This window comes from uncultured Allobosea sp. (assembly GCF_945957345.1).
GTDB lineage: Bacteria > Pseudomonadota > Alphaproteobacteria > Rhizobiales > Beijerinckiaceae > Allobosea.
The window spans coordinates 13311-30543 of sequence record NZ_CAMFKW010000042.1; the positions used below are offsets into that span (position 1 = coordinate 13311).

Annotated in this window: 13 protein-coding genes; 3 read left to right on the forward strand and 10 right to left on the reverse strand. The window is 68.0% G+C overall.

Annotated elements, in window-relative coordinates; all coding sequences use genetic code 11:
• Nucleotides 1-2: 2 nt before the first annotated feature.
• Genes Q0Q36_RS18800 through Q0Q36_RS18830 form a run of 7 tightly spaced genes read right to left on the reverse strand, consistent with a single transcriptional unit; the run spans nt 3 to nt 8140 of the window.
• Entirely contained in the window at nt 3-1235 is a 1233-nt protein-coding gene (locus tag Q0Q36_RS18800; protein ID WP_293800288.1) for a cellulase family glycosylhydrolase, read from the reverse strand.
• Entirely contained in the window at nt 1232-2140 is a 909-nt protein-coding gene (locus tag Q0Q36_RS18805) for a methyltransferase domain-containing protein (protein WP_293800290.1), read from the reverse strand. Before Q0Q36_RS18805 ends, Q0Q36_RS18800 begins: the two co-directional genes overlap by 4 nt.
• Nucleotides 2140-3354, reverse strand: coding sequence for a glycosyltransferase family 4 protein (locus Q0Q36_RS18810; protein WP_293800292.1), 1215 nt, complete (start codon nt 3352-3354; stop codon nt 2140-2142). Before Q0Q36_RS18810 ends, Q0Q36_RS18805 begins: the two co-directional genes overlap by 1 nt.
• A complete protein-coding gene (locus tag Q0Q36_RS18815; RefSeq protein ID WP_293800294.1) occupies nt 3354-4580 on the reverse strand; it encodes a glycosyltransferase family 4 protein in 1227 nt (408 codons plus the stop codon). Before Q0Q36_RS18815 ends, Q0Q36_RS18810 begins: the two co-directional genes overlap by 1 nt.
• Nucleotides 4577-5407, reverse strand: coding sequence for a polysaccharide deacetylase family protein (locus Q0Q36_RS18820; RefSeq protein ID WP_293800296.1), 831 nt, complete (start codon nt 5405-5407; stop codon nt 4577-4579). Before Q0Q36_RS18820 ends, Q0Q36_RS18815 begins: the two co-directional genes overlap by 4 nt.
• Nucleotides 5400-6719, reverse strand: coding sequence for an O-antigen ligase (locus Q0Q36_RS18825; RefSeq protein ID WP_293800298.1), 1320 nt, complete (start codon nt 6717-6719; stop codon nt 5400-5402). Before Q0Q36_RS18825 ends, Q0Q36_RS18820 begins: the two co-directional genes overlap by 8 nt.
• Nucleotides 6716-8140 (reverse strand): GumC family protein, encoded by a 1425-nt coding sequence (locus Q0Q36_RS18830; RefSeq protein WP_293800300.1) that lies wholly within the window; start codon nt 8138-8140, stop codon nt 6716-6718. Before Q0Q36_RS18830 ends, Q0Q36_RS18825 begins: the two co-directional genes overlap by 4 nt.
• Nucleotides 8141-8371: 231 nt before the next feature.
• On the opposite strand from Q0Q36_RS18830, the gene Q0Q36_RS18835 reads away from it, so the two are divergent.
• Nucleotides 8372-9667 carry a lipopolysaccharide biosynthesis protein gene (locus tag Q0Q36_RS18835; protein WP_293800302.1) on the forward strand — a complete coding sequence of 432 codons (1296 nt, stop codon included), beginning with the start codon at nt 8372-8374 and terminating at the stop codon, nt 9665-9667.
• Here Q0Q36_RS18835 and Q0Q36_RS18840 read toward each other — a convergent pair.
• The 3 genes from Q0Q36_RS18840 to Q0Q36_RS18850 form a co-directional block, all read right to left on the reverse strand.
• Nucleotides 9662-10660: a glycosyltransferase gene (locus Q0Q36_RS18840; protein ID WP_293800304.1), complete on the reverse strand. Its 999-nt coding sequence runs from the start codon at nt 10658-10660 to the stop codon at nt 9662-9664. The genes Q0Q36_RS18835 and Q0Q36_RS18840 overlap by 6 nt on opposite strands.
• Before the next feature lie 10 nt (nt 10661-10670).
• Complete coding sequence (locus tag Q0Q36_RS18845) at nt 10671-11810, reverse strand: GNAT family N-acetyltransferase (RefSeq protein WP_293800306.1); 1140 nt, start codon at nt 11808-11810, stop codon at nt 10671-10673.
• Between the two features lie 211 nt (nt 11811-12021).
• Nucleotides 12022-13323 carry an MFS transporter gene (locus Q0Q36_RS18850; RefSeq protein WP_293800308.1) on the reverse strand — a complete coding sequence of 434 codons (1302 nt, stop codon included), beginning with the start codon at nt 13321-13323 and terminating at the stop codon, nt 12022-12024.
• A gap of 382 nt (nt 13324-13705) precedes the next feature.
• On the opposite strand from Q0Q36_RS18850, the gene Q0Q36_RS18855 reads away from it, so the two are divergent.
• Nucleotides 13706-16054: a xanthine dehydrogenase family protein molybdopterin-binding subunit gene (locus Q0Q36_RS18855; RefSeq protein WP_293800310.1), complete on the forward strand. Its 2349-nt coding sequence runs from the start codon at nt 13706-13708 to the stop codon at nt 16052-16054.
• 57 nt (nt 16055-16111) lie between these two features.
• Nucleotides 16112-17227 carry an alanine dehydrogenase gene (gene ald, locus Q0Q36_RS18860; RefSeq protein WP_293800312.1) on the forward strand — a complete coding sequence of 372 codons (1116 nt, stop codon included), beginning with the start codon at nt 16112-16114 and terminating at the stop codon, nt 17225-17227.
• Nucleotides 17228-17233: the final 6 nt, after the last annotated feature.

The window sequence follows — 17233 nt, forward strand, 5'->3', positions numbered from 1 at the left end:
CCTCATCGCAGGCCGAGTGCGCGCAGTGTTGCGCGATCGAAGCCCGGCCCGGTCTCATTCTCGGCGAGTGCGAAGCCGCCGGTTCCCGCATAGGTCCACGCAGCCCAGGCGAAGCCTTGCGCTTCGGCCAGCTCGCGCATGTCGCGCAGCCAGTGCTCGCGGGCGGCGGCACCTTCGGGCGTATCCATATAGGGCGTGCGGTGGACGCCGAACTCGCCGAGCAGGACGGCATGGGCAGGCAGGTGCTGCGCGATGCGCCAGTCGTTCACCCGCCGAAAAGTCTTCTCAAGGCTCGATCGATCGAAGCCGCCATAGCGTGCGAGGGATCGTTTCGCAGTGAGCGCCTGCTCAAGCGCGGAGCCGTCGAGAGCGAGGCCGGCAATGCGCTGCCGGGTTGCGGCCACCATCGCATCGGTCGAGGGAGGCGCCGGATAAGGAATCGCATCGAGCGCATGGGCCGGGCTGCCGCGCACGCCCTGATGGGTGAACTGCCAGGGTGCGTAGTCGTGATAGGTGTAGATAAGGCGGCTATCGCCCGCGAAGGGCCGCGTGTCGAGTGCGGTCAGCGCGGACGCTGCGTTCATCGACCCGCCGCCCAATACGAGCGGCAGCCTGGCTGAGCCTGTCCGGGCGGCCCGGTAGCAGGCTTCGAGCATGGGTTGCCACATCGCCTGCGACACCTCCGGCTCATTCATCAGCTCGAAGGCGAGCCTGGGATGCCCGGTGCTCGCCCTGCTCTCGGCAAGCGTTTCGAGAAGGTCGGCCAGGCGTTGCTGCAGGGCAAGCACGGCACGGAATTCCGGCGCATCGACACCTGCGGTCAAGGCGGCCGGCCGATAGGCCGGATTCATCGCGCTCGGATGCAGATCGACGATCACGCCAAGATCGGCATCGAGCAGATCGCGAGCCGTGCCGATGAGCAATGCATCGACCCGGTCACGCGCTGTCCCTTGGAAGGTGAGGAAAGGCCCGACATCGACGGCAAGCCGCACGAAATCGAAGCCGGCGGCACGGATAGCCTGCCGCTGCGCCGCATCGAAGCGGAAGCGCGGCGCCGAGAAGGGCGCATCGCCATAGCTGCCATCCGCGCGAACTTCGGCCCAGCCCAGGGCATGCGAGACGCCGATGCCGCGGCGGAACAGCGGGATATCGCTGCCGGCTCCGCTTGCGGCCTGTGCAGGCCCGAGCGCGGCGAGGCCGGTCAGCCCGGCAAGGACGGAGCGGCGGCTCGTCATGTCGAGGCCCCCGGCCAACCAGCCTTGCCCGGATAACGCGCCGTCAGCGCGCCATCGAGAATGATCATGTCGTCGCGGCCCGCGAAGGGCGCGGACAGCCCGCTGAGCGAGGCTTCGCGCAGAGCGGGGTCGACGGTCCGCGACGGCACGAAGCGGACATCGCTCCAGCCTTCGGTCTCGAAACTGCTCATGTAATCGGCGGGGCGCAGCCGGTTCGGCTGGCCGGGAAAGGCGAAGAGCCGGTAGAGCGGTGCCGGATAGCGATAGATGTTGTTGGGGTCCTGTTCCCGGATCCAGCGCGAATGGGTCTGCAGGTCGATGATATGGACCGCTTCGCAGCCGGGTCGCGCGACTTGCGTCATCGCGGCGATGGCGCTCGCCGGATCGTCATAATGCTCGAAGGCCGCGCAGCTCACGATCAGGTCGAATTGCCGCCCTTCGGACAGGCGCGGGATGTCGAAATCCCGGCCGACCGCATAGCCGAAAGCGCGGGGGCTCGCCGCGCCGGCAAGCGCCGATGCGCGCGCCCGGCCGAATGCATTGCCCTCCGGGAAACGCGCCAGCAGCCGCTGGTAGAAGGCGGGGTCCTCGCCCCCGGCGAGGTCGAACACGTCGATCGCATGATAGGAGCGGGCGCCCAGCGCTAAGAAGAGCACGCCGTTTCCGCGCGAGGCGCCGGGGCTGAGCTCCAGCACGTCCCGTCCCCGAACATCGAAGCCCGGTGGCATGAAGCGACGCAGCGAGGCGAAGATGTCGAGGAGATAGGCGATCTGCCCGTCGGGATCGGATTTCGCCACGGTGTTGGGCGTGCTGTAGCCGTTGAGCCTGCTCTTGCCCCAGGCCAGACCGAGGAAGCCGAGGCCGAGCACGGTCATTTCGAGATTGCGCAACGCGGTTTTCACCATCAGCCTCCCAGTTCGACATGTTTTGCCGGGCGGGCGCTGCGCTGGCGGACAGGCCCACGCCGCCAGTCGAGTAGCGCGCTCTCGTAGACATCCATGGTGCGATCGACGATCGCGCCCCAGCCGAAGGAATCGAGCACCTGCGCCGCGCGGGCGGCGCCTTCGGCCGGGGCGGGCGCGGCGAGTTTCGTCGCGATCGCCTCCGCCAGCCGGTCCACCGCGCCCAGCGGGAAATAACTGTCCGGCCCGAGATCCACGGCGAGGTTGGCGTCGATATCGCTGGCGAGGCTGGGCACGCCGTAGCTGAGCGCTTCGAGCAGCACCATCGGCATGCCTTCATGGCTCGAAGGCAGCACGAACAGAGCGGCATGCCGGTAGAGCTGGCAGAGGGCTTCGCCGCGCTGGAAGCCGGCCATCACCACGCCGGGCGTCGCTGAAGCCGCCGCCTCGACCGCGCGCTGATAGGGGCCGGCGTGATCGGCGGCGCCGGCGATGACGAGCCTGAGGCCGGGATCGGCGAGGCGCGCGAAGGCCTCGATCAGGTCGAGATGCCGCTTCTCCTCGACGATCCTGCCAACGGACAGGATGTAGCGCTGCGGCCGGACCCGGATGCGATCGAGATAGGACGTGTCGGGATCGGTCTGCACGGGGCTCTCGACGCCGTTCGGGATGAAGGTCGCGCCGACGCTGAACTTGCGCCGGACAGCCTCGACGATCGCTTTGGAGACGCCGATATTTGCATGCGAGAACAGCATACCCATCGCCTCGCCGGTGCGCAGGATGGATTTCGCGACTGGTCCCCATTTCTGGCGCTCGTAGTCGAAGCCGTGATGCGTCACCACGACGTGCAGGCCTAGCAGGCGCGCGAGCGGCGTCAGCAGCGCCGGCCCGATCGCATGGATATGCACGAGGTCCGGATTGCCGCGGGCCGCGACGAACAGGCCCAGCATCGTGTGCAGCAAGGCCTCGAAGCTGCGCGAGCGCGGCGCCCAGACCGGGGTGACGGTGACGCCTTTCCAGGTATAGGGCCGCTGGGACGCGAGATAGGGCGCGCGCCCGAGCACCTCGACCCGCCAGCCACGCTCGACCAGGCGCGCCGAGATCGCCGCGACATGGGTCTCGACGCCGCCCTGGATTTCGGGGACGCCGCGCAGGCCGACGAAGACGATCTTTCGTTCGGGCAGCCTGGCGCCGATCGGTGGGATCAAGGTGTACATCAGCAGATCGCCTCGTACAGGGTGAGGGTACGTTCGCGGTATCGATCGGGCGAAAACTCGCGGCCGACCCAGTCGCGGCCGCTGGCGCCCATTCCGGCCCGTGCGGAGGGGGAGTGCGCGGCGAGCGCGGCCATCGCCTCGGCAAGCGCAGCGGCGTTGCCGGATTCGACCAGGAGGCCGGTCTCGCCATCGGCGATCAGCTCGGGTATGCCGCCGATCCGGGCGCCGATGACGGGCCGTCCGAGCGCATAGGCCTCGAGCAAGCTGATCGGCGCGTTCTCGTACCATTCGGAAGGCAGGACCAGCGCCAGCGATTCCCCGATCAGGCGCTGCAGGGCCGGCTTGTCGAGATGGCCGGCAAAGACGACATCGGTGCCGAAATTCTCCGCGAGCCGGCGCAGGCGCTCCTCTTCCGGGCCGCTGCCGGCGAGGACGAGCTTCTGGCGCGCCAGCGCGGCGGCGCGCAGCAGCGTGGCTAGTCCCTTCTCCGGTGCGAGCCGCCCGGCATAAACGAAGTAGTCGCCTTCGCCGGCTGCGGACGTATAGGCGCTCGTATCGATGCAGTTCGGGATATGGGCGATGCGATCGGCATCCCAGCCCCAGGCGACGAGCTTGTCGCGATAGAAGCGGCTCGGCGCGATCAGGCGGTCGAGCGTGTCGCGATAGAGCCCGAGGCTGCGATGGACCAGTGTCTCCATCAGGACGAGGCCGCTCACCGCAGCGGAATCCTTGACGCAGCGGCGCAGCAGGACGTTGTGGATGCGCCCACCCCGGCAGCGCTCGCAGACGCTGCCCCGGCTCAGCATCTTGTAGGCCGGGCATGCCACTTTCAGGTCATGCGCCGTCATCACCAGCGGCACGCCTTCGGCCTTGAGGGCGCTGAAGATCGACGGCGAGATATGGTGGTAGACATTGTGGGCATGCGCCACATCCGGCCGCGCCCGCCCGATCAGCGCGCGGACCTTCCGGCGCGCCTCCAGCGAAAAGACGATCTTGGCGGCCTGCCGCGCCTTGGTCAGATGCCCGCTTGCCCGCCCGAACTCGATCTCGGACACGAAATGCCCGGACCACGGGCTCGGCAGGTTGGCGGGGTGCTGCATGGCGAAGGGCACCACGTCCCAGCCGGCGGCGGTGAACAGGTCGATATGGTCGAGAAAGACGCTCTCGGCGCCGCCGCGGCGATAGAAGTAGTTGTTGATGGCGAGCAGCCGCCGGGTGTGCGTCATCGCCGCTGCCCCCCCGAGCCTGTCGGCCTGAGGCCCATATGGTCGAGCGCCGCATCCACGGTCAGGACCCGGCAGCCGCGCGCGACCGCATAGCCGACCAGCAGGTGGAAGCTGGGCGCCGTGCAGCCATGCGGCGTCGGCCGCGGCGAGACGTCATGCGTGAAGAAGATCAGCCAGCCGGGATCGGTGACGAGCGCGTCGATCCAGCGGGCGAGCCCGAGCACATGCTGCTGCGGCTGGCGGATCTCGACCGCCCGCAGGAAGGCCGGGTCGGTTGGGCCGCGATTGATCCCTTCGCCGCCGGCCCGGCAACTGCGGAAGGCACGGGTGAGAAGGGCGCGCTTGCCGAAGGAGCCGCTATTGTAGGGATAGGCGAAATTACGCGGTGCGGGCCGCGGATCGATCGCGTCGAGATAAGCGGCATTGCGGGCGAGGTCGTCAGTCAGGGTGGGGCCGTCGACCTGCCTGACATCGTGATGCCCGAAGCTGTGGCAGCCGATCTCGTGGCCTCGCGCGGCGAGCTCCCGGCAGCCGGCCCGGTCGATCAAGGTGCGGCCGGGCTCGACCTGCCCCTCCAGCCCGCCCGAAATATAGAAGGTGCCGCGGGCGCGGTTGGCTTCGAGGACCGCAGCGCCGACATCGAGGGCGGAATCCGGCACGTCGTCGAAGGTGAAGGAGACGATCGGCTCCTGCGTGGGAACCTCCATGGTCGCGCGCGGGACGGCGCGGATCAGCCGGTTCTCCATGCGGCCGGCGAACTGGTCGAACCGCGTCGACAGGCGGGCGAGGCTTGCCCGCGAGGCTGGAATTCCGAATGGATCAGGCATGGGCCGGCTCCATTTCGCTGGAATGGTTTGCCGGCTCGCGGATTTCATGCGCGTTGGCCTGGAGATGCAGGCCGAAGATCGCGACGACCAGCATGAACCAGATCAGGCTGCCCGACTGGAAGAACAGGCTCTCGACGCAGGCCGCGAGGATTCCGTAGAGCCAGATCCGCACGAACAGGCGGGTCAACGCGGGGTCGTTGGCGGTCGCCTCTGCCCGGTTGATGTCGCGCAGCGGCAGCCAGACGATCAGGATGAGCGTCAGGACGAGGCCGGGCAGCCCGGTGGTGATCGCCATGTCGAGATAGGCGTTGTGGCCGTTGAAGGCAGCGTAGGCCCAGCCCGCCGCAGCGCCGCCCTTGTGGACCATCGCGTCGGTCTGCCAGAACAATTGGAAGCCATGGCCCGCCAGCGGCTGGTCGAGGGCGGCGGTGGCGCCGATCTTCCAGATGTCGATGCGGTTGGTGAAGGTCGGGTCGATGCCGAGCCCGGCGACGAGGCCGCGCATGGTCGGCGACATCGCGCAGCCGATCGTCAGGATGTTGAAGGCGGCGATCCCGAGCACGACCAGCGGAATCCGGATGGTGCGCCAGCGCTCGAAGACCCAGGCGATGGCGAGGATGCCGGGCAGGGCCGCGATCGCCGATTTCCCGCCGGTCTGGGCGAGGAACAGGGTAGCCGCCAGCACCATCAGTCCGCCGAGGAGGCGCCGGCCCGTGCCGAACAGGTAGAGACCGACGAAGCTGATCACCACCATTGCCGCGGCGGCGACGTTCTTATGGGCGAAATGGCCGCGCCAGAAGCCCGCATTCATCGGCTCGCGGACCTCGCTGGCCTGATGGATCGCGAGATGCGGCAGCAGGGCCACGCCGAGATAGGCAAGCGCCAGCGCCCCGAAGCAGCAGAGCGCGAGCATGCCGGCGAACTGGCGCTCGGAGCGCGGCAGCAGGAGCAGGGCGCTGCCGTTCACGATCGTCAGCATCGCCAGCAAGACGCGCTTGAGCGCGAGATCGGGCTGCGCCGAGAGCGCCGAGGCGAAGCCGAACCAGACCAGCATCACGATCAGGATGCCGCGCGGCCGGGCGGCCAGATGGCGCGCGCTCGACCGGAAGACGGTAAACCACAGAGCCGCGGTCAGCCCGAGATAGACGATCTGGTTGAGCGCGCTCGACCTGGTCGTCGCAGCATCGCCGGTGCCGATGGCCGAGAGATCGATGAACGGCGTCAGCGTGACCAGGTAAAACAGCAGCGTCGCGGTGAAGAGCAGGGGCGCGGCGATGCCGGCGGCAGGGCGCGGTTGCGCAAGGTCCATCATGGCGTTGCGCTCCTGCGAACGGCGCGGAGATAGCCGAGCCCGGTGAGCGCGCCCGTGGCGATGAGCAGGCCGAGCACCAGGCCGGCCCCGGCTGCGACGATCGGGCGGGGCGGCCAGCTCGGCCGCAGGGGCGCGGTGGCCGGCGTGATCACCCGCACATCCGTCGCGTCGATCTGCTGGCGCTGCGCCGTCTCGCCGGCCCGCGTCAGGAAGGTCTGGTAGAGCCCGGTTCGGGCGCTGGCCTCGCGCTCGAGTTCGCGCAGCCTGACCAGCGCCTGGTCGTCGACCGAGACATGGCCGCGCAGCGCCTTCGTCTCGCCGTTCAGCGTGTCGAGCGCGCGCCTGGCCTGGTCGACCTCGATGCGGGCGGCGCGGCGCAGGCGCTCGGTCTCGGATTTGATCGCCTTCGCCAGAGCGTCGGCTTCCGCGAGCACGTTCGCGAGCGATGGGTGGCGCGGGCCGAGCGTCTTGGAGAGCACCGCGACCTGCCGGCGCAGGCCCGCCTCGTCGGCGAGCAATCCGGCGAGCGTCTGCGACTGGACGGCGCCGCCCTGTACGCCCTGCGTCGAGACCGAGCGCGACACCTCGTTGTAGCGCGCCTCCGCCTCGGCGAGGCGTGCCTTGGCATCCGTCAGCTTGGCACTCATCCGCTCCAGCGCTTCCGAGCTCAGCGGTTGCTTCGACAGGCCCTGCTGCAGGCCATGCGCCCGGCGGAACGCGTCGACGCGGTCTTCGGCCTCGGTCGCGGCCGCCTTGATCTCGTCGAGGCGGGCGGCCAGTCCCTGCGCGGCGCGCCCGACCCGCTCGGCATCGGCCCGCACGATCTCGGCGCGGAAGGTTTCGACGATGGCGTTGGTCAGCCGGGCCGAGAGGGACGCATCGCTGGCCCAGGCCGACACGGATACGACATAGGAGCGCTCCTGCCGGGTCACGGTCACGCGCCGAGCGACGGTGCGGGCAAGCTCGGTCGTTTCAGGAGGCTGGCCTGAAGCCCGCAGGAAGTTCGGCAGCCAGGGGCTGGGCGCGAATTCGGGATCGTTCCTGAGATCGAGCTCCTCGACGACCCGCCTGATAACATTGCCGGAGGCGATCATCCGCATCTTGCTCTCGACATCCAGGATCTGGCTGTCGCTCTGGATATTGGTCGCGTAGAGGTCGTTCGGGGCGATCAGCAGGTTGGACGGCGCGATCGTCAGCTCCGTCGTCGCAGTGAAGCGCGGCGTGGCGAATTGTCCGGCGCCGACGGCCGCGACGGCGCCGGACAAGGCCGCGATCGCCAGCCAGGGCCAGCCGCCCAGGAGCCAGCACAGGACCCGCGTCGGGCTGATGGTGGGAGCCGGCGGGAGAGGCCTTTCGACGGCGCGCCGATAAGCGGCATCGTTCCCGCCCGGCATCGGGCTGGTTTCGGTCGTGACGTACATGGCGGCCTGCGTCAGTGAGAGGGGGAGTTGGCTTTGCGGCTTGCCGGGCTCAGCGCCGCGCCGGGCGGGCGGGCAAGGTTGGCGGCGACCATGTTGAGCATAGGTCCTCCCGGACTTGCGTTCTCTGCAAAATCACATCTTCAGATTGAAGTAATCCTTTTCTGATAAGAAAATACAACCTATGGTAGGGTTTTCAATTAAACGTTAACCTTAACTTGGGCGACGCTGACGATGGCCGGAATTGCCGCGAACGAGCGGTTACAGCGCATTCGCCCGGCTCTCGTCAGCTATCTCATGTCGAGCGGCGCGCTGGCTTCGGCTGCGTTCTCGCAGCTCGCGACCTTTGCGATCCTGGCGCGCGCGCTCGGGCCGATCGAGTTCGGGCTGTTCGTCCAGATATCCGCCGTCACCACCATCGCGGTCCAGCTCTGCGGCCTGGGCGCTTCCGACTGCCTGCTGCGCCGGGTCTCGCGCGAACCGGGAAGCTACGCCGCCCTGCTCGGCCATAATCTCTGCCTGATCGCTCTCACGGGTACGGTGCTCGTATCCGGCGGCGCGCTTGCGTTATCGGCCTGGCTCCGGATCGGCTCCGGCCCTTCGGTGGGCACCGGCACGTTGGTGCTGCTGCTCTTCGGCAATGTCGTCGTCGTCAGGCTGATCCTGCTGGCCGAGACCGCGTTCCTCGGTCTCGGCCGGTTCCATCAGGCCAATCGCGCGGTCGTCGGCTTCGCTCTGTCGCGCATGGCCGTCGCGGCGCTGGCCTGCCTGGTCTTCCGGGTCTCGACGCTGGCGGATTGGGCGCTCTGGCAATGCGCCGGGAACCTGCTTTACGCGCTGCTCGGCGCCGTCTGGCTTCGGCCGCTCGGCCGGCCCCGGCTTGCGGTCCTGCGCGAGGAGCTGATGCCCGGCCTCCTGTTCGCTTCGCAATTCGCCATACGGGCCGTCCGCGCCAATGTCGACCTGCTGGTGATCGGGCTGTTCGCACCGCTGGCGACGGTCGGCAGCTATGGTGTCGCCCGGCGGATCATGGATGCGAGCTACCTTGCGATCGATGCCCTCAACCGTCTGCTCTATCCGCGCCTGGCGCGGGCGAGCCGTGACGGCCTGCATCACGCTTTGCCCCTGACGAAGCAAGCACTAGCCGCGGCGCTTGCACTGGGCCTGACGACCTGCCTCACCCTGTTCCTGCTGGCGCCTGAGCTCCCGGCGCTGTTCGGGCGGCAATACCAGGAGCTCTCCTTCTTCGTGCGTTGCCTGTCGGGCACCATCGTCCTCGTCGGCGCCTGGGCTGTTGCGGTCGACCTGCTCGGAGCGTCCGGGCGTCAGGATATCAGGGCCTGGATCCTGAACGGGGCGAATCTGCTGGGCAGTGCCTTGATCGCGGCGGCGACATGGCTCGCGGCACCGATCGGCACCTTCGTCGCGCTCTACCTCGTCGAGGGCGCCATCGCGGGAATCGCCTGGATCGTGCTGCTCCGCCTCGTGCGGCGCAGCCGCGCGCAGGCCGAAGCAGGTCGCGTCCTATGAGGCATCCTTCACGACGCGGCTTTCGATCCAGGCGTCGGGAGCCTTGCGGGCCTGCAGGAAGCCGAGCGGCAAGGCGGCGGCGTGGAACAGCCAGGCGACGACCGCATAGAGCCCGAGCGAGACACTCCGTTGCCGCAGGCTCATCATGCCGACGATGCCGGTTGTCAGCGCGGCGTCGAGGGCGAGGCCGAGGAGAGGGCTCGGCAGCACGAAGGGCAGCGCCACCATCAGCACCAGCCAGGCATAGACGCCGGCCCAGAGCTTCAGCTCGGGCAGATCCTGGACGAGCTGCCGCCATTGCGGTTGGCCCATCGCCGCACGCAGCAACTCCCCGATGCCGCGCAGATAGCCCGATTTCCAGCGCCGCAGCAGCAGCGCATAGGCATTGAGCGCGTGGCCGAAATGGCGGACGAAGCGGCGGTCGAGCCGATGCAGGCTCCAGCCATGCATTCGCAGGCGCACGCCGAGATCGAATTCCTCGTAGCCGTGCAGGTTGCGGTCCGAGAGATACCCGGCCTGCTCGATCGCCGCGCGCCGGTAGAGCCCGCCGCCATTCATGCGGTCGATAGGCCCGGTCCGGTTCTCCGGCGAGGCGCGCCGCCCGCGCCGGACATATTCGAGGCTCGTATCGTTCATCTCCGCGACATGGCCGGTGACGCCGGCGGCCTTGGGATGAGCGGCGAGGAAGGCGTGCGCCTCGGGCAGGAAGCCGGGATCGAGCAGCATATCGCCGTCCATAAGGCAGATGAAGGGCGCGCGGCTGTACTGGAAGCCGAGCTGGGGGCCGATGCCGCAGCTTGGAGCGGTGGCGGCATCGAGCTGGACGACGCAGATGGGATAGGCCGTGGCGATGGCCAGCGTGCGGTCGCGCGAGCCGCCATCGGCCACGATGACCTCGCCGCCGATCCCTTCCAGCGCCGCGAGCACGCTCTCGATGGCGGCGCCGATCCGCGCTTCCTCGTTGAGCGTCTTGAGGATGACCGAGACCGTCATCGCATCCGCCTCAGTCGAAATCGCAGAGGAGCCGGCTCCAATCCTCGCCGGCAAGCCCGCCGAGATAGATGTCGCCGCGTGCCAGCGCCTCGTTGATCTCGGGGATCCGCGTCAGCGCGACGGTGAAGGCCCGGTGCCGGAAGACGAGCCAGCGTTGCAGTGAGAGCCCGGTCATCAGGGCAGCCTGCGCGCGTCCCCGCGCCTCGACATGGCCGGTCTCGTCGAGATGGCGGAACATGGCATCGAGCACCGCGGATTCGCGGCCGGGAAGCGACAGCACGTTGAGGACATGCGCGGTCCGCCCCGGCGCAGCGTAATAGACGAAGCAGCCGATGATCGCATTGCCGCGGTCGAGCACGGAGCGGATCGTGAAGGCCCCGAGCCTGGTGTTCTGGGCGGCCAGCGAGACCAGCCAGAACAGCTCCTCCTCGGTCCAGAGCGGACGCACCGCGTAATGGGCGATGAGCCGGGGGGCATGGACGAGGAATGTGGGGACGGGCATGTCCGCGACGCGCAAGGCGCCACGATCGAGGGTGTCTCGCTGCGGCAGCAGGCGGCGCAGCAGGCCGTCGAGCGGTCGCGCGAGAACGGGCAGGCTAGGGACCTTGCTGCGCAGGAAGCGAGCGTCGAAACGCCCAGCCAGCGCGCCGAAAGGTCGGAAGCTGCGGGCCCATTCGAGGTTCTGCAGGGCGATCGGCTTGCCGCCGATGGCGAGGAGATGGTTGCAGCTCGTCGGCGAAGCACTGTCGCAGAAGGCGAAATCGGCGCGCCTTGGCCGCAGCGCGAGGATGAGCTGCGCCGCTCCGACGGCTTCCCTGTCGGCATCGGTCATGAAGACGCCCAGCAACCGGCCGGGCACGATATTGCCGCAGGCGACGAAACGCATGGGCACGGCGAGCAGCGCGCTCCGGATTCGCCCGTCCTGCTGCTCGTAGACCTGCGTGCCCACGCTCTCGCCATAGGATGGCGAGGCCAGCAGCATCGTCCGCAGGTAGTGCTGGAGGTCGGCGCCGGCCGGCTTGTCGGCTTGCCTGAAGACTTTCAGGAACAACCGCGCGACGGCCGGCACGTCCGAAGCCCTGATCGGCCTGACCGTGCCGCGCTGCGGGGGGCGAATATCGGCGCGCCTGTCCGGTTCGGCCAGCGTCATCGGGCCGTGACCTTGGAGTTCGGGCGGTGGAAAAGCCCCGCGGCTGGAGCGCGCCGATCCGGCATTGCAACGACCTCCTCATGCCCGGTGCCTGCGCCCCGGCGAAGCAGGGTGGCCATCTCGGTCGAGGTGGTTGCTCTGCGTTATGCAACCTATACGTTCAATTTATGAGATGTGCGTAAAGAATGGACGTTGTGTGCGCCTTGCGCTCTCACGCCTGCCGGCCGCTATAGCGCAGCAATTCCGGGACCCGCATCGCCAGGGTGGCGACGAGGGCGGCGAGCAGGAGCCCGTCGACCAGCGCGACAGTCGCGACGCCGAAGCGCTGTGCGGCCGCGCCGAGGATGACGGTCGCGAGCGGCATCACGCCGATTGTGAGTTCCTGCAGGCCCATCACCCGCCCCTGGACCCGTGGCTCGGTCATCATCAGCAGGAGCGTCGTCTGCATCACCACGAAAGGCGCGGCGCACATGCCCAGCGCCGCGATGATCGCGAAGGACAGCGGCAGCCAGGTCGTGAGAGAAAAGGCGGCCCACAGTAGGCCACAGCATGCCGTTCCCGCCAGGAAGATGCCGCCCTTGAAGCGGAAATCGCCGAGTGCGGCGATGGTCAGCGATCCACTGAGGCCACCGATGCCGGTGCAGGTCAGGAGCCAGCCCAGGCCCGTGGCGTCGAGGCCGAGATGAAGCTTGGCGAAGACAGGCATGAAGGCGGCCTGGAGCGGCCAGATCAGGATGTTCGAGATGAAGGTGGTCAGCAGCACCGTGCTGGCGAGCCGGCTCGAGAAGACCGCCTTCATGCCGCCGGTGAGCGAGGCCATGAGCGTTTCGCCGGAATGGCGCACGCCGGGCCGTCCGGCGCCGCGCAGGCGCCAGAGCGCGAGGAAGGAGAACAGATACCAGAAGGCCGAGACCCAGAGCGCCACGGCCGGGCCGAAAGCGGCGATCATCGCCCCGCCCAGCGCCGGGCCGACGATCTGCGTCATGTTCATGACGATGGAATTGAGCGCGTTGGCGTTGCTGAGGCTGTCGCGTTCGACCAGCTCGGAGACGAGCGCGAACCGGGCCGGCTGCGACGGAGATTGCGCCATGCCGATGCAGAAGCCGCCGATGACCAGACCCCAATAGGTGATGAGCCCGAGCGAAACCAGTGTCGCGATGGCCGCCATCGTGGCGAAGGCCCAGCCTGCCGCGATCAGCAGCAGGCGGACGCGGTCGAAGCGATCGGAAAGCACCCCACTCAGCGGCCCCAGCATCAAGGGCGACAGGCGCGCCGCCGTGAACAACGCGACCGAGAATTCCGAGCGGGTGATGTCGAAGACGAGCCAGCCCAGGACCAGCGTCTGCGTCCACAGGCCGGCGAAGAAGAACAGGTTCGAGATCCACAGCCGCCGGTAATTCGGAAAGCGGATCAGGGACGAGGCGATCCTGCCGCTCAAGCCGGACGGCTGGGCGGCGCGGGCAGTCGTCTCCCGACGCTGGCCCTCGTCTTTCTCCCGATCCGGCATGCGCATGCTTCAGTCCCGTTCCGTCTCGCGAGCTGCCTCGTCCCGGTGTCGCGGCAACAGGCGATGGCTTCCGGCACGCGAGAGGCCATGTCGATCCAGGCCGGGCAGCCGCGCGCCGACGTTACGCCGCGCGCCTGTCTTCATGAAATTAAATGTCCGGATGATCTCCATTCGGTTCTGGAATGACGGGCCTGTCGAGCTACCGTCCCGTCAAGGGAGCTATGTCGCGGGCACAGGCGCCAATCGGTGCGAGGATGCCTATGATCGTTGCAGCCGGAACCGCCCTCTGAAAGATGGGCAGGGCCGGAGCAAGGCCGAAGCGTTCCTTGCTGATCCGCTCAGGATCACCGCTTCGGCCTTCATGCGACTGTGGTGCCTCGCGATGAACATGCATGTTTCCCAGGCCGATCGCCCGGCAGGACGCGCTGCCGGAATCGGGCAGTCTCCCCCCCGCAAGGAGGACGCGACCCTCGTGCGCGGCGAGGGGCGCTATACCGACGATCTCTCGCTCGACGGCCAGCTTTATGCCGCCTTCGTCCGCAGTCCTTATGCGCATGGCGTCATCCGCGGCATCGACACCACAGATGCGAAGGCGATGAAGGGCGTCGTCGCGATCTACACGGCCGGCGACCTCGATGGGCAAGGTTATGGCGCGCTGAAATGCGTGATGGACCTGCCGAATCGCGACGGATCGGCGATGAAGAAGCCGGTCCGGCACGCGCTGACGGCGGACAAGGTGCGCTTCGTCGGCGATCCCATGGCCATGGTCGTCGCCCGCACGGCCCAGCAAGCGCGCGATGCCGCCGAGGCGGTCTCGCTCGATATCGACGTCCTGCCCGCCGTCACCACCGCCGAGGCGGCGCTGGCGCCCGATGCCCCGCAGCTCTTCGACGATGTCCCCGGCAACCTCATCCTCGACTATCATTTCGGCGAGGCCGAGAAGGTCGCGGCGGCTTTTGCAGAGGCCGCGCATGTCACCAAGGTGCGGATCGTCAACAACCGCATCATCGTGAACCCGATCGAGCCGCGCGCCGCGATCGGCACCTATGACCGCAAGACGAAGCGCTACACGCTCCATGCCCCCAGCCAGGGCGCCTTCGGTATGCGCAACAACCTTGCCGCGGCGATGGGGGTGCCGCAGGACAAGATGCACCTCATCACTGGCCATGTCGGCGGCTCCTTCGGCATGAAATCCGCGGTCTTCCCGGAATATGTCGTGTTGCTTCACGCGGCACGGCTTCTGAACAAGCCGGTGAAATGGGCCGACCAGCGCTCCGAGAGCTTCGTCTCGGATCACCATGGCCGCGACATGGTGTTCGATGCCGAGCTTGCCCTCGATTCACGTGGCCGCTTCCTCGCCACGCGCTTCACCGGCTTCGGCAATATGGGTGGCTATCTCTCGCCGCCTGGCCCGCTGATGGCGACGCTCAACATCGGCAAGAACAGCGTCGGCATGTACCGCACGCCGCTGGTCGAGGTGCAGACGCGCTGCGCCGTTACCAATACCGTGCCGATCGCTGCGTATCGCGGGGCGGGCCGCCCCGAGGGTAATTACTTCATGGAGCGGCTGATCGATACCGCCGCCCGCGAGATGGGGATCGACCGCGCCGTCATCCGGCAACGCAACCTGATCGCACCCAGGCAATTGCCGTGGAAGACCCCGATCGGGACCGTCTATGACAGCGGCGATTTCCCGGCGCTCTTCGCAAGGGCACTGGAGGCGGCCGACTGGAAGGGCTACCGGGCGCGCGAGCGCGCCAGCCGCCAGGCCGGCAAGCTGCGCGGTCGCGGCATCGGCTGCTATCTCGAGGTCACGGCACCACCGACGAACGAGATGGGCGGCATCCATTTCGAAGCGGACGGAACGGTCACCATCGTCACCGGCACGCTCGATTACGGGCAGGGCCACTGGACACCCTTCGCCCAGGTTCTGACCAGCCAGCTCGGCGTGCCCTTCGACAAGATCAAGCTGGTGCAGGGTGACAGCGACCGCCTGATCGCGGGCGGCGGCACCGGCGGCTCGAAATCGATCATGGCGAGCGGCTCGGCGATCATCGAGGCGAGCGAGCGCGTCATCGAGAAGGGCAAGCTCCTGAGCGCGCATGTTCTCGAAGCGGCCGTCGCCGATATCGAGTTCGTCGACGGCCGCTTCGGCATCGCCGGAACCGATCGCTCGATCGGCATCATGGAGCTCGTCCGCAAGCTTCAGGCGGGCCTGTCCTTGCCGGACGACTTGCCCAGGACGCTCGATGTCGATCACGTCTTCAAGGCCGCCCCCTCGGCCTATCCCAATGGCTGCCATATCGCCGAGGTCGAGATCGATCCCGATACCGGCCATGTCGAGATCGTCGGCTATGTCATGGTCAATGATTTCGGCGTGCTGGTGAACCCGATGATCGTCGAGGGGCAACTCCATGGCGGCGTCGTCCAGGGCATCGGCCAGGCCATCTGCGAGATGACCTCCTATGACGAGGATGGTCAGCTCAGGACCGGTTCCTACATGGACTATGCCATGCCGCGCGCGTCCGATGTCCCCTTCTTCACCTTCATCAGCGAGGGCGTGCCGACCCGGACCAACCCGGTCGGCGCCAAGGGCTGCGGCGAGGCCGGCTGCGCCGGTTCGTTGCCTTCGGTGATGAACGCGATCGTCGATGCTCTCGCGCCGCATGGCGTGCGCCATATCGACATGCCGGCGACGCCGCTGGCAATCTGGAGAGCTATCCACGCGAAGGCCTGACAGCGCGCCGGCACCGGCGCAGGATCGCAATATTCCAACGATAACGGGGAGGAAGTGATGCGCGTCGGTGTGCCCAGGGAGATCAAGGTTCACGAATATCGGGTCGGGCTGACCCCGGAGGCCGTCCGCGAATATGCGGCGGCCGGCCACGAAATCCTGGTCGAGACCGGCGCCGGCGCCGGCATCTCCGCCCCGGACGCCGCTTATGAGGCCGCAGGCGCGAAGATCGCCGCGAGCGCCTCGGAGGTCTTCGCCAGGGCCGAGCTGATCGTGAAGGTGAAGGAGCCGCAGCCCTCGGAATGGACGCAGCTGCGCGAGGGCCAGATCCTCTTCACCTATCTCCATCTCGCGCCTGATCCGGAGCAGACGGAGGGGCTGCTCAAATCCGGTGTCACGGCGGTCGCCTACGAGACAGTGACCGACAAGGCGGGCGGCTTGCCCTTGTTGGCCCCGATGAGCGAGGTCGCCGGGCGGCTCGCGATCGAGGCTGCGGGACGCTGCCTCCAGCGCCATGCCGGCGGCCGGGGCGTGCTGATCGGTGGCGTGCCAGGCGTGCCGCCGGCGCGGATCGCCATCATCGGCGGCGGCGTGGTCGGCACCCATGCCGCGCGCATGGCGGCAGGCCTCGGCGCCGATGTCGTGATCATCGATCGCTCGCTGCCGCGGCTCAGGCAGCTCGACGAGCATTTCGCGGGGAGAGCGCGGACGCGTTTCTCGACCCTCCATGCGATCGAGGAGGAGATCCTCGCGGCCGATGTCGTGATCGGCGCCGTGCTCATCCCGGGCGCGGCAGCACCGCGCCTCGTATCACGCGCGCAACTCTCCCGGATGAAGCGCGGTGCAGTCCTCGTCGATGTCGCGATCGACCAGGGCGGCTGCTTCGAAACCTCCCATCCGACAACCCATGCGGACCCGACCTTCGAGGTCGACGGCGTGATCCATTACTGCGTCGCCAACATGCCGGGCGCCGTGCCGCTGACATCGAGCTACGCGCTGAACAACGCCACCTTGCCCTTCGGGCTGGTGCTGGCGGCCGGCGGCCTGCAGGCGATCCGCAACGATCCGCATCTCGCCGCGGGCCTCAACATCCATCGCGGCCAGATCACCAATGCGCAGGTCGCGGAAAGCCTGCACCGGCCCTACGAGCCGGCAGAGGCGGCCCTGGCCGCCTGATGCTGC